The 13,708-nt window shown below is 47.6% G+C and carries 13 protein-coding genes; 10 read left to right on the top strand and 3 right to left on the bottom strand.

The annotated features are described in order from the left end of the window. Positions 1-94: 94 nt before the first annotated feature. The 3 genes from EHQ17_RS13325 to carA form a co-directional block, all read right to left on the bottom strand. Entirely contained in the window at positions 95-1,642 is a 1,548-nt protein-coding gene (locus EHQ17_RS13325) for a tetratricopeptide repeat protein (protein WP_135592127.1), read from the bottom strand. A gap of 399 nt (positions 1,643-2,041) precedes the next feature. After that, positions 2,042-2,230 carry a hypothetical protein gene (locus EHQ17_RS13320; protein ID WP_100747064.1) on the bottom strand — a complete coding sequence of 63 codons (189 nt, stop codon included), beginning with the start codon at positions 2,228-2,230 and terminating at the stop codon, positions 2,042-2,044. A 4-nt stretch (positions 2,231-2,234) separates the two neighbouring features. Continuing rightward, complete coding sequence (gene carA, locus EHQ17_RS13315) at positions 2,235-3,323, bottom strand: glutamine-hydrolyzing carbamoyl-phosphate synthase small subunit (protein WP_135592125.1); 1,089 nt, start codon at positions 3,321-3,323, stop codon at positions 2,235-2,237. A gap of 133 nt (positions 3,324-3,456) precedes the next feature. Between carA and thrS the strand changes: the two genes are divergently transcribed. From thrS to EHQ17_RS13265, 10 genes are all read left to right on the top strand, one after another. Continuing rightward, on the top strand, positions 3,457-5,373 hold the full coding sequence (thrS, locus tag EHQ17_RS13310; protein ID WP_135592123.1) for a threonine--tRNA ligase: 1,917 nt from the start codon (positions 3,457-3,459) through the stop codon (positions 5,371-5,373). A 479-nt stretch (positions 5,374-5,852) separates the two neighbouring features. Next, positions 5,853-6,392, top strand: coding sequence for a translation initiation factor IF-3 (infC, locus tag EHQ17_RS13305; RefSeq protein ID WP_135592121.1), 540 nt, complete (start codon positions 5,853-5,855; stop codon positions 6,390-6,392). 33 nt (positions 6,393-6,425) lie between these two features. Then, entirely contained in the window at positions 6,426-6,629 is a 204-nt protein-coding gene (gene rpmI, locus EHQ17_RS13300) for a 50S ribosomal protein L35 (protein WP_002765180.1), read from the top strand. Then, entirely contained in the window at positions 6,629-6,982 is a 354-nt protein-coding gene (gene rplT, locus EHQ17_RS13295) for a 50S ribosomal protein L20 (protein ID WP_002726297.1), read from the top strand. Before rpmI ends, rplT begins: the two co-directional genes overlap by 1 nt. An 86-nt stretch (positions 6,983-7,068) precedes the next feature. After that, positions 7,069-7,755: a coiled-coil domain-containing protein gene (locus EHQ17_RS13290; RefSeq protein WP_135592119.1), complete on the top strand. Its 687-nt coding sequence runs from the start codon at positions 7,069-7,071 to the stop codon at positions 7,753-7,755. Positions 7,756-7,762: 7 nt separating this feature from the next. Next, on the top strand, positions 7,763-8,080 hold the full coding sequence (locus EHQ17_RS13285; RefSeq protein WP_135592117.1) for a cell division protein ZapA: 318 nt from the start codon (positions 7,763-7,765) through the stop codon (positions 8,078-8,080). Positions 8,081-8,149: 69 nt separating this feature from the next. After that, positions 8,150-8,680, top strand: a complete 531-nt coding sequence (locus EHQ17_RS13280; RefSeq protein ID WP_135592115.1) for a 5-formyltetrahydrofolate cyclo-ligase — start codon at positions 8,150-8,152, stop codon at positions 8,678-8,680. Between the two features lie 158 nt (positions 8,681-8,838). Next, a complete protein-coding gene (locus tag EHQ17_RS13275; protein ID WP_135592114.1) occupies positions 8,839-9,333 on the top strand; it encodes a chemotaxis protein CheW in 495 nt (164 codons plus the stop codon). Next, a complete protein-coding gene (locus EHQ17_RS13270) occupies positions 9,333-12,635 on the top strand; it encodes a chemotaxis protein CheW (protein WP_135592112.1) in 3,303 nt (1,100 codons plus the stop codon). Before EHQ17_RS13275 ends, EHQ17_RS13270 begins: the two co-directional genes overlap by 1 nt. A 5-nt stretch (positions 12,636-12,640) precedes the next feature. Further along, positions 12,641-13,708 carry a protein-glutamate methylesterase/protein-glutamine glutaminase gene (locus EHQ17_RS13265; protein ID WP_135592110.1) on the top strand — a complete coding sequence of 356 codons (1,068 nt, stop codon included), beginning with the start codon at positions 12,641-12,643 and terminating at the stop codon, positions 13,706-13,708.

Below are 13,708 nucleotides of genomic sequence, written 5' to 3'. Positions count from 1 at the left end.
TTTCTTTTAAGAGTGACGCCTCGATTTGTGCTCAGGATTTTCGATCTCCGGATGGAATCGATCCGCATTCATAATTTCTAAAATGTCCGTCTTCTTATTCCGATTGTTTCGAGCCGCTTCGGGTCGATTGAAATATTTCCTCCACGATCGAGGATTTGTCCCCCATACTTTTGGCTTTTTTGGCGTATTGGGCGGCTTGCTTTTGGTCCCCCATTTTCCAATAGATTTCGGCGAGGTTGGCTGCGTACATGGATTCCCTAGGACAAAGTTCCGCGGCTTTTCCGAAGGCGTCCAAGGATTGTTTCAGCTTTCCCATTTCGTCTAACGCGCATCCTACTAGATTGTAAAGCCTTCCTCGTCCGGCAAAATCGCCTTCCGCGGCCGTTAGTAGGTTTTTTTCCGCACGTTTGATTCCTTCTTCCGGGGATCCCGTTTTCAACCAATGTAGTCTTGCGTCTAAAAATAAGGCTTCCGCGTCTTCCGCATACTCGGAGAATATGGAACGAAGTAATTCTTCCGTTTGGGTATATTCCTTTTTCTTTAAGTGCTCCCAGCCTTTCACCAATCTATCCACCACCTTTTTGTGTCGAATCGAGTGGACTTCCTCTTTGGAATAGTTTTCCGGGTTTGTAAGTATGATTTCGCCGATCCTGTCAACGAGTGTGGATATCGTTTCCATTGCGGCGGAGTTTTGTTTGAGTTTGGCGGCAAGTTCGTCGTTTACGACCGTAAGCGCCCATCGTTTGGCGGTCTCCAGAGAACGAAGTACGGCGGTCGTATATTTCGGCGATTTAGAAATTTCTAAAATAGATTCCGATCGATCCGCAAAGTGAATCAAAAACGCGGAAAGCAGGCTGGCGCCTCCCGCGTATTCCGGTTGTTTTTCGTCCTTATCCAATAGATTGCGAAACAGGGAAAGTCCCAGATCGGAGGAAGCCCATACACAGATTTCGGCTCCTTCCCGTTCCCGATGAAATTCACCCTCGGGATAGTAATCCAAAATTCGCAGAAGTTTTTTCCTCCAGAAATCGATCCGATCCGATTCTTTTTTTCCGAGACGATAATAAGTTTCGGCTAACGCGAAATAGGCGTCGTCCAACGAAGAGACGTCCGGATGTCGAAGAATCGCATCTTCGTATCGTTCCAAAAAAGCGTTCAATTCTCCGTCGGAAAGGTTGTGTACTGTTTTGTCCAGGTCGTAAGGGATAAAGTCGAAGGCCGTCGGGTATCGCTCTGCGTCTTCCAAGGTTATGTGTTCTATCTTGTCGTCGCCCTCGTATCCCCACTGTGCTTCGATGAATGGAGTCAGATTCGATTTCATAGTGTTCCAATTTCCATCCGGAAAAATATGAAGTTCGTCGTGACTGGAATCCCATGTCCCGTAGAGCCCGATTCGCGGTAGCCAGATAAGAATTTCCGGATCTTCCCCATAGTGTTCCGAATTTTTTATAAGGCCGACCGAATTGGTGTAATATTGTCCTAATTCGTCATTTGCAAACGGACCGATCTTTACGGAGCTGAAGTGGACTTCTTGGATAGATGCAAGATCAAACCAACCTTGTCTTGTTTCGATTCTTTTTCGTCCGATTAAATCCTCCCGAAGGTCTCGAGGTAGATTTAGAATATTATAATTTTCTTTCATATTTTCTCCGTTTTGGCGGTGATACAATCGGCTTCGAGGTTTCAGGTTTCCACCGACTTCGACAGGCGGCGAATTTCTCCGAATTCGATTCAAAAAATGCGAAGGGAAGTATATCCGATGATCGAAAGAATTTCTAAGCGATTTATAATTTATCCACGCGGAATCTTCGATTGTGGCCGGCGTGAACTCGGAAGGATGTTCCGTTTTAGGACGGGGATTGCGCCGTAATTCCGACGATCCGTCCGTGAAACGCGGCGGCCCCACCCTGATTGGGTGGTGGAGGAGAGGTGGTGGGAAAACCTCCGGCAATTTTTTCGTATCAGAAAATCATACTATTCTCAAGAAGATTTTTTTTGAGAGCCGCGGGAATTCCGACAGGATCGTGGTGTTTTTCGCGGTTTACAAAAGTCCGGTTTTTCTCGCGATCGCGTAAAAATTCACACCGTATCCGAGACCCAAGAAATTCTTAGGAGGAAAAAGATCGTCCGTTTCCGGATTCCATACGTCTTTCACCAGAGCTTCGATCGAAAAATCCTTTCCAACGGGAAGTCCTAAAAGTCTATCGGGGAGTTGCGGGAATTCTGCCATGAGTCTAACCTCGTTTTGTTTTTTCTACCAGATCGTAGAATTTTTGAAATAGATAACGGGAATCGTTCGGACCCGGAGCGCTTTCCGGATGATACTGGACCGTCAATAAGGGATATCCGGATTTTAAGATTCCTTCCACGGTATCGTCGTTGAGATTGATGAAGGAAACCGGCTCGTCGGTTTTATGATCGTCGATGACCGCAAAACCGTGGTTTTGCGAAGTGATCTCGACCTGACCGGTGGATAAATTTTTGACCGGCTGGTTTCCACCCCGGTGTCCGAATTTCATCTTCTCCGTTTTTTTGCCGAGGGAAAGTCCGATGATCTGATGGCCGAGACAAATTCCGAAAAGAGGATACCCTCTTTCCATAATTTTGCGAGTTGCATCGATCGCGTAGTCGAGCGGTGCCGGATCTCCCGGTCCGTTGGAAAGGAAAAACGCATCGGCTCCTTCCTTCATGATTTCTTCCGCGGAAGTTTGCGCGGGATAAACGGTCACCGCAAAACCGGACGCGTCCAAAAGACGGAGAATATTCGTTTTCACACCGTAGTCGTACACAGCGAGTTTGTATTTTTTTCCGGAGTGTGTTCCGAATACGTACCGGGAGCGCGTGCTCACCACCTTGGCCAAATCGGAATTCACGATTCCCGGAAACGATTTTACCGTTTCCAAAAACTTTGGAGAATATTCCGGAGCAGTGAAAATCCCTCCATTGGGTGAGCCGTTGGTTCGGATATAACGCGTCAGCTTACGCGTATCGATCCCTTGGATCGCAGGAATTTTATATTCTTTTAAGAATTGAGATAGGGTTTTTTCGGATTTGAAGTTCGAAGGACGATCGACGTATTCTTTTACGATCAATCCGCTCGCTTGGATTTTCGAGGATTCCATATTATCCGGATGAATCCCGTAATTTCCGATCATCGGATACGTTAGAGTGATGATCTGATTGCAGTAGGAAGGATCCGTTAGTATCTCTTGATAACCCGCGAGCGAAGTGTTAAAGACGACTTCGCCGACCGATTCCGTTTCATAACCGAAGGATTCTCCCTCTAGGATCGTACCATTGTCGAGAACCAAGAACGCTTTCATCTCCTACAGCGTCGAAGGGGCCTTAGGCGTAGTCAAGGTTTTTCCCCGGCAAATGCAAATCGGTTGAAAAATATGTCCGATTTTCGCGAATGGAGAAGGGGAAACCCAAATTCGTTCCTGGAATAGAAGAAGAATGTATAGGCTTACACTGCCGGATCAATCCGTAAAGGAAGTCGCCGAAGGAAGCACCTTCCGCGAATTCATCGAAAAAGAATTACCCTTTTTAAAGAACAAGGCTCTCGCCGTACGCCTGAACGGTACGGATATCCAGGACTTATCCCGAACGGTGACGATGAACGCGAACTTGGAAGTATTGACGTACGCGGAAAAAGGCGGTTGGGACACCTTCCAACATTCCGCGGCGCATTTGCTCGGAATGGCCGTGCAGAACTTATACAACAAGGCCAACCTCACCGTCGGTCCCGTGATCGACAACGGTCCGGGATTTTTTTATTACGACATCGATTTTCAAGGCGAGGTGATCACACCCGAAGACTTTCCCAAGATCGAAGCCGAAATGGAGAAGATCGTAAAGGCCGATCACCCCGTTTGGAGAAAGGTCGTTCCCAAAAAAGAGGCCATCGAGACCTTCCAAAAACTCGGAGAAAAATACAAGATCGAAATCATCGGAGGAATTCCGGGCGAGGAAGTTTCCATCTACGGAATGGGAGAATGGTTCGATCTTTGTCGGGGCCCTCACGTTCCGAATTCGGGAATATTAAGATCTTTTAAACTAACTGCGATCTCGGGAGCGTATTGGAAAGCGGATAAAAACAACGCGATGTTGACCCGTATCTACGGAGTCGCGTTTCCCTCCAAAAAGGAATTGGATGCGTATCTATTTCAGATCGAAGAAGCCAAAAAACGAGATCACAGAAAAATCGGAAAAGAAATGGATCTTTTCTCTTTTCAAAAGGAAGGCCCGGGTTTTCCGTTTTGGCATCCGAAAGGAACGATCCTCTGGAATTCTCTCGCGGATTATCTTCGATCCGAATGTAACAAACGCGGTTATCAGGAAATTAAAACCCCCGCGGTTCTTTCCTCCGAACTTTGGAAGAAGTCGGGTCACTGGGATAACTTCCACGAGAACATGTATTTCACGGACATCGACGAAGAGGATTACGCCCTCAAGCCGATGAACTGCCCCGGATGTTCTTTGATTTACAAACATCATCTGCATTCGTATCGCGAGTTGCCGCTTCGCTTCGCGGAGTTCGGAAGTGTACATCGTCACGAATTGCACGGAGTCCTTCACGGACTTTTTAGAGTAAGGGCTTTCACTCAGGATGATTCGCATATCTACGCTCCGTTGGATCATCTCGAGTCCGAGGTGATGGACATCATCGACTTTACGTTTACCGTATATAAGAAATTTGGATTTTCAGAATTCAAAACCTTCATCGCGACGCGTCCGGAAAAATCGCAGGGCCGCGACGAGGACTGGGAGTTTGCGACTGAAACGCTCAAGAAGTCTCTCGAAAAAAAAGGAATTCCCTACGGAATCAAAGAAGGCGAGGGCGCGTTTTACGGACCGAAGATCGAGTTCAACATCAAGGATTCGATCGGAAGGCTTTGGCAGTGCGGAACGATCCAGGTGGACTTTTCGATGCCGGAACGTTTCGAGTTGGATTACACCGACAGTGACGGTCAGAAAAAAAGACCGGTTATGATTCATCGCGCGATCTACGGTTCTTTGGAACGCTTCATCGGAATTCTCATCGAACACTACGAAGGAAAATTTCCTCTTTGGATTTCTCCCAACCAAGTGAGAATTTTGACGGTGACCGAAAAGGTGGGCGATTACGCAAAGGACGTCTATCGCGAGTTAGTCGGCGCCGGTTTTCGGGTGGAGATGGATGTCCGCAATGAAAAGATCGGCGCGAAGATCCGCGACGGAATTTTGAAAAAGGCGAATTATCTTTTGATACTCGGGGAAAAGGAGATGGAATCGGGAACTCTCGCGGTGAGAAAATTGGGGCAGGAAGATACGAAAACTCTGACTCGTTCCGGGTTTATTTCCAACCTTCAAGAAGAGATCTTAGCCGGCTAAGTTGTAGGATCGGTACGGCGGCGGTTTGTGGAAGAGGCCGCCGTTTCGGTTTGTGGGAACTCACACGAAACGATTTTTCTGAAGAGGTTTTCTGAAGAGGAATGTCTTCCTTTGGAAAGCAAAGTGATGTGGGAACTCACACATCGGGCGGTTTCGTATTCCTTTTGAGCACGAACTACGTGGGAACTCACACGAGATACGCGTTCTTCGGTGGTTCGGCTTTCCTTTGGCAGCCAAACTGGTGCGGGAACTCACACCAAAAACTGAAACAATAAAAACTGCTGTCTCATCATACCCCGCCTCGTTCCGGTTTTCCGACGGATTTTCAAATCGGAGAAGCCAAAGAGGATTTCCCAAGCCGATCCTCGAGTTTTCGCGGCTGTTTCGCGCAAAGCACGGCAAATTCCAACGAAGCGGAGTCAAAAATCGCTTGAAAACAAGCTCCCGGATAAAATCTTGGAAATCTAGCCGGAGAATGAATGCAGAGAAAACCGAGTCAAAAATCAGGAACAGATAAACTCTTCAATCACCGAATCAACGAGAAAATCACGGGAGTTTCCCGGGTTCGTTTGGTTTCGGACGACGGAGTCGCCATCGTTTCTTTTGAAGAAGCGCTTCGAAAGGCGAAAGAGGAAAATCTGGATCTTGTGGAAGTGTCCGCCGATCAAGAGCTGCACGTATGCAAGATCATCGACTACGGCAAATACAAGTTCGAATTACTCAAAAAAAGTAAGGAAGCGAAGAAAAAACAGCACGTAATCAACGTAAAAGAAATTAAGATTCGCCCTCGAATCGAAAGTCACGATTACGATATTAAAAAGAAACACGCGCAGGAATTTCTCGGCAAAGGGGACAAGGTAAAAATCAGTCTCCGCTTCCGCGGTAGGGAGATGATGCACTCCGACCTCGGAATGAAAGTAGTTTATAGAATGGTGGAAGACCTGAAAGAACACGGTACCGCAGAGCGGGATCCGATTCAGGACGGAAAACAGATCGTAGTAATCATTAATCCTAAGTAATTTTGGGAAGATAGGGAATCTAAGGTAGAGAAGATGCCAAAGTTGAAAACGAACCGGGCCGCTGCGAAGCGATTCAAGTTCACAAAGAACAACAAAATCAAACGCAAGAGTATGAATACCCGTCACATCTTGACCAAAAAGGGACCGAAACGCAGAAGACGTCTTCGCGGTTTGACCCTGGTCAATAACTCCGACTGGAAATCCATCGTTCGACTCATGCCTTATGGAGTACGATAATGCCTAGAGCGGTTAACGGAACTATTCACAAAAATAGAAGAAGAAGAGTCCTTAAGGATGCGAAAGGCTTCCGCGGAGCTCGCTCCAAACTTTACAGAACCGCAAAAAGTGCGGTGATGAAAGCGGGCCAATGGGCCTACCGCGATCGTAGAGCGAAAAAACGCGATTTTCGTAAACTCTGGATCATCAGAATTAACGCTGCTGCCAGAGAAAATGGTTTGTCTTATTCCGTGTTTATGAATTCCCTAAAAAAATTAGGAATCAACATGGATCGCAAATCCCTCGCGGAACTGGCGTTTAACGACCGGGAAGTGTTCAACGCCCTGGTGGAAAAAATCAAAGTAGCCGGATAATCAATCCTGCTTGACCAGAATCGTCGGCCCTGTATGTTTACAGGGCTTTTGCGTTTTCCGAGAACGTTTTTTAAGGAGAAGTAGGTATGCTCACGATGGAGACCATTGAAGAATTAGAAAGCAAGGTCATTAAAGCCCTAGAACTCATCGGTGATCTTCGCGCTGAAAATGGTCGCTTAGAGTCTGAAAACGAAACTCTCCGTGCGGAAAACGACCAGATGAAGCTGGCAATGGAAGAAAAGGAAAAGGAACTTTCCTCCTTACGAGCCCAACTTCAAAAAACGACAAACGAACTCAGCGAACTCAAAGAAAGAGAACAAAAGCTGGAAGGAAAAATCAACCAGCTTCTGGGCAGATTGGATTCTCTCCCTGTGAGCGGAGGCACGACCGCTTCTTCCGCATCGGGAAACTCTTCTTCCAGCGCGGCTCCGATCGCTGCCGCAGCAACCACGACGGCCGCCGCCGCTACGACCGCCGCTGCGTCGTCTAACGTAGTCAAAGAAAACGCATCTGCGGAAGACGAGTTCGGAGAAGACGACGAAATCATCCTTCTCGACGAAGACGACGACGATATTTCCCTCATCACCGAAATTCCAGACAAAGAAGAGGACACTCTGGAAATCACCGAAGACGAAGCGGTGGAAGATTTCAGTCCTCTTTCTGCAGCCGAAGAAGACGATATCATCATCGAGGACGACGACGATGCGATCAGCGTTTTTGACGCGGATGAAGACGACGACTTTTTGATCATCGAAGACGATCCGAAAGCCTAAACGACCGATGGAACCTCGTCGTGTAAAGGTCAGAATCCTCGGGGAGGAATACACGATCCTGGGTGAGACGGGAGAAGAATATATCTATTCTCTCGCGGACGAAGTAGATCGCAAACTCAGAGAACTGGGAGCGGGAATGCCCGGGGCCTCCAAACAAAAACTCGCCATCTTAGCCGCTCTCAATTTCGCGGACGAATTGAATCAAATTCGAGAATCCAAACGGGAATCGATTTCTCAAAAAGAAGTCGCCGGTACCGGAGAAATCGAGGAAAAAACCCGCAGGCTGATTACCTTATTGGAAGAGGGAATCATCGGAGATCTTTGACGTTGAACTTTGTGTTTCGACGTCCCAAAGAATAAACTTCTCTCAAAATTCCCCGTAAGAAAACGCTCCTTGAAACTTCAATCCCGCAACGCGCTTCGAACCCTACTCACTCTTCTGGAAGAAAGAGACACAAAAGACAAACAAATCCTGCAATTCTTAAAAGAAGTCACAAAAGGCGCCGGAAAAATCATCGCGTATGCTCCGGATAAATGGGAAGTCAAAGTGGATCCTAAACTTCTCGGATGGGATTCGGCCGAAAAAGAAATTTATTTCCCGAAGATGTCCGAACAAACCCTGGAATTCATTCTTCCCGAGGATTGGGAATCGGGACAGTTCGGAATTTTAGAGCCGAAGGGAATTCGAACGCTGGACTTTCGGGAAGCGGATTGGATCATTGTTCCCGCGCTCGGTTACGACGAACAAGGTTATAGGTTGGGAAGAGGCGCGGGCTTTTACGATCGCACCCTCTACGACGCGAATCCGAGCCGATTGATCGGGCTTACCTACGAGGAATTGTTCCCCGCGCGTTTCGATAAGGAAGAGCACGACATAAGAGTGGGCCAAGTGATTACGGAGAAAAAAATCTATCAAATCGTCTGAAAATACCGTAAAATACTGTCTATTTTCAAATAACGATCCATCCGTAGATTTTTCGGAATTGTGGATTCCGTTTCTTCGAAATTTCTTGAAAAACAAATCGCTCTCTGTTTCATATATTGATCCTGGATTTTGTAGGGAGAACCGTCAGGGAAAACACAATGGCCTCATTCGATAACAGACAATATCTCGAATCCCTCGAAGCGGATAAAACGACCGAATCTCAGAAGGAATACCTAACGTTCAGTGTGGAGGACGAGATTTTCGGGATCGATATCCTGAAAATTCACGAAATTCTAAAACCGGTCCCGATTACGAGAATTCCGAACGGAGAGGATTATATTTTGGGTGTGATTAATCTTCGGGGAGAGATCATTCCGATATTAGATCTAAAGCAGGTTTTCGGAATCGGCTACAGCGAGATCATCTCTTCGACGAGGATTATCGTGGTCGTTCACGACGAAAAACGCGCGGGAATTCTCGTGGATACGGTGAAACAAGTGGTCAAGGTTCAACAGGATAAAATCAGTAAAGCGACCGACGATTTGACCTTAAACTATAGTTCTCTGATCGAATCCGTCAGCCAAGCGGACGAAACCCTGATTCTCAACCTGAATCTTTCCGTCCTGATCAACTTCGAACAGGAGGCAAATTGATGCCCGGAATTCTCGGAGAATACACAGAACTCTTTCTGGAGGAATCCGAAGACCAGATCGAAGAACTAAACGCCAATCTACTTCGATTGGAATCGGATCATAAGAATCTTTCCATCATCAACGATATCTTTCGCGCTGCGCATTCCCTAAAAAGTTCCGCCGCATTCGTGGGTTTGTACAATCTTTCCGATCTCGCCCACAAGATGGAGAATCTTCTCCAACTCATACGCGACGGTAAACTGGAAGTCAAACTTCCTCTTGTGAATCTTCTCTTTCAATGTTTCGATCTGATCAAATACGTGATCGCAAACGTGAGCCAAGGAAAAAAGATCGATACTCCCTTTACGGATATGATCCAAAAGTTGGACGCGTACGAAAAAGATCCGGGATCTTTTTCCTCTTCCATGGCTTCCGCGCCGTCGAGTCAGGCTTCTCCTTCCGCGTCTACACAATCTTCGGCGAACACCGGTTCTTCCGCTCCACATTCGTCCCGTCCTTCCGGAGAGGAGTCGGGGTCTTCCGCTGCTTCTTCGGTTTCAAAATCGCCCGCGACCCCGATGGCGGTTTCGTCTAACGGTAACGGTCTGGAAGTGCGTCTCGAGGCGGAAGAGGTTCGGGAACTCGAAGAGGAAATCCAAAAGACCGGTCATTGCTGGAAAATTTCCGTTTCCTTGGGGAAGGATTCTCCGATGAAAGGTCTGCGCTTTTCCCTGATTCTTCAAAATCTTAAAAACTTGGGCGTCATCTATAAGGCCGTTCCCGATCTCGAAGAATTGGAAAAGGGAGCGGACGTTGTTTCGATCGCGCTTTTGTTTCTTTCCTCCGAGTCCTTGGAACAGATTCGAACGGCGGCTAACGTGGATATGGTGGAATTTCTGGAAGTTCAGGAATACGTCCCCGTGGTTTACGAGGAAGTCGTTACCTCGAATTTTAAGATGGAAGACGATATGGCGTCGTCCGAGTCCAAGGTTACGCTCAAAAGTATCAAAGTCTCTTCGGATAAACTGGATCAGTTGATGAACAACGTCGGGGAATTGATCATCACCAACTCAGGCTTTCAACGTATCTACGACGATCTGGTCCGTATCTTCGGCGAGGATCAGCTTTTTAACGACCTCAAATCCAGAATCGATCTCATCAACCGTATTTCCAAGGAACTTCAGTCGGGAATCATGAACATCCGGATGGTTCAGATCTCCACCGTGTTCCGTAGATTTTCCCGTCTTGTGCGCGACCTTTCGCTTGAAACCAACAAGAAAGTGAATCTGATTCTCAGCGGAGAATCCACGGAGCTGGATAAGAAAGTCATAGACGCGTTAGGCGAACCTTTGCTTCATCTCATCCGCAATTCGGTCGATCACGGAATCGAACCTCCCGCCGAACGTGCCGCCGTGGGAAAATCGGAAACGGGCACGGTGGAACTCAACGCGTATCAGGGCGGAAGTAATATCATGGTCGAAATCCGGGACGACGGCCGCGGTCTGGATTCGGAGAAAATTCTCAGAAAAGCGATCGAAAAAGGACTCGTGAGCGCGACCGAGGCTTCCAACCTTTCCGAACAGGAAATCTTTCAGTTCATCTTTCAAGCCGGTTTTTCGACCGCGGATAAAATCACCGATATTTCCGGCCGCGGCGTGGGCATGAACGTGGTCAACAATCTGATTCAGGAATTCAAAGGTAAGATCATCATCAACAGCGTCAAAGGACAAGGGACTTCTTTCGTTCTTTCCTTCCCGCAGGCGCTCGCGATCATTCCTTCCATTCTCGTTTTGATGGAAGAGGAAGTATACGCTTTCCCTCTTTCCGAAGTCAACGAGACGATCAAAATCCACAACGATCAGATCACCACTCTCGAAGGGAACGAAATCATCAATCTCCGCGGCGAGGTTCTCCCGATCTACAGACTCAACCGTATCATCGGTCTTCAGGATAAAACGGATCGGGACGAATTTCCGGTCGTTATCGTTCAATACAAGGGTCGTAAACTGGGATTTATGGTGGATGAACTCGTGGGTAAACACGAAACCGTCATCAAATCCCTCGGCAAAAATTTTAAAAACGTCCACGGTCTTACCGGCGCTTCCATTATGGGAGACGGCACGATCATTATGGTTTTGGATATTCCGGGAATCGTGGAGATCGCTTCCGAACTCGAAGATTCGGATACGATCGTCCACTATCATCTCGAAACGATGCAAAGGATCAGTTCGATCCATTCCGCGGAACGGGAAGAGGAACTCTATATCCAAAAGACGACCAACCCGACGAACGTCTACAATCATAAGCTGCACGAGATCACCAATCGCGAACGTCTCAAAAAGAAAAAGACCGATCGAACCCGAGACACCAAACGGGTCGTCGCGGAAAAAGAGGAAGTTTTCCGAGAAGAAAAAGAATTGGCCGCGGCGCTCAACGTAGAAATGAAAGCTCCGGCGGAAAGACAACTTCCTTCCGATCACGGAATCGCGTCCCCCGATTCTCCTCATTCTCCGATCGAAAACCCTACGATCACCTCGTACTCGTCGGAGCCTTCCTCGACTTCTTCTTTCCGGAAACCGTTCGTTTCCTCCGAAGACGAATACCGCTCTCATATCACGGACATCGCCCTGGATAAAAGCGCGAGCGACGACGAACAAAAACGCGCCAAGGCGATCATCGACAGTTTTCTTTCCCAAAAGAAGGAACGTACGATGTCGGTCGCTCCTTCCAAGGATTTTAAAGGCGCACTTTCTAAGGAAGAACTCAAAAAACTGGAGAACGTCATCAATACCGGGATGATGAACGCCGGGATGGTGCTTTCCCAACTTCTGAAAAAGAACATCGATCTTTTTATACCCGAAATCATCATGAACGACCGCGAAGGTCTCGCACAAGAGATCCGTTTTTCCGAAGATCATTTTTACGGTTTGAAAATCCGTATGAACGGGGAATTGAACGGAAATCTGTTGATGATGTTTTCGAGAGAGAACGCGGGAAACCTCGCCAAAGAACTCCTCGGTTCGGAAACGATTCCCGGAGAAAAACTGACCGACGACGCAAAATCGGTGTTAAGCGAGATTTCCAACATCGTCTGTTCTTCCGTGATGAACTCGATCTCCAACAAGGCGAAAGCCAGCGTTATGCCCTCGGTTCCGGAATTTTTGGAAGGAACCTTTATGCAGGTTTTGGACGTCGTCAAACCGGAACGGACCAAATTCCTCAGTATGCTCACCGAGTTCAATCACGAAGGAAACGATCTCTTAGGAGTGTTGTTGTTTCTTCCGGATTTCGACGAATTGATGCAGTTGATTCCGAGGTTCTGATTTCGATGGTTCCGCATCCGGTTCGAGCGGTCATCGTGGATGATTCCCTTTTGGTGAGAAACATCATCTCCGATCAGATCCAAAAAGATTCCAAGATTTCGGTCGTCGCCACCGGTAAAACCGGCGTGGATTGTATCGAACTCGCACAAAAATTACAACCGGATGTCATCATTCTGGACGTGGAAATGCCGGTGATGGACGGCTTGACCGCTCTTCACGAACTTCAAAAAAAGAAACTCGGAATTCCGGTGATCATGCTTTCCGTTCTGACCCAAAACGGAGCGGAAGCCACGTTTAAGGCGCTCGAATACGGAGCGATCGACTTCGTCCCGAAACCTTCGAGCGCGTTTCAATTCGATCCGGAAGAGATCGGAAACATTCTCAAGTCCAAAATTATCGCCTATTTCGAAAGTAAAATCCCCGTTCCTTCCATCTCGGGCGGTAAAAAAATTCCGGTCACCGCGTTTCCCGCGCCTACCTCCAAAAAGACTCCGATTCAGGTGATTTGTATCGGAACCTCTACCGGAGGTCCGCGCGCGCTTCAGGAAGTTTTTTCCAGAATCCCAGAGGACATTTCTCTTCCGATCCTCGTCGTTCAACATATGCCCGCGGGTTTTACCAAGGCCTTCGCGATGAGACTCAACGATCATTCGAAAATCAGAGTGAAGGAAGCCGAGGACGGAGAACCGATCGAATCCGGTGTGGGTTACGTCGCCCCGGGAGACCTGCATCTTTCGATTCAATCGAGAGGCGGGAGGAAATGGATTGCCCTGAACAGGGAAGCTCCGGTAAATGGACACAGACCTTCCATCGAAGTTCTCCTAAACAGCGCGGTTGAAGAATACAAAAGCGGCATCATCGGCGTAATTATGACCGGGATGGGAAAAGACGGCTCGGCGGCCATGGTGAAAGTGAAAGAGGCCGGCGGTTCCACGATCGCTCAGGACGAACAAACTTCCGTAATTTATGGAATGAACCGTCAGGCAGTTGAAATGGGAGGCGTCGAATATATCGAGCCTGTTACCGATATTATCAATAGGATTCAAATTATTTTGAAAGAGAGAGGAATTTAA

It is taken from the genome of Leptospira gomenensis, from assembly GCF_004770155.1.
Classification (GTDB): Bacteria; Spirochaetota; Leptospiria; order Leptospirales; family Leptospiraceae; genus Leptospira; species Leptospira gomenensis.
The sequence above is the reverse complement of the archived record's forward strand: the minus strand, read 5'-3'. Positions and strand labels throughout refer to the sequence as shown.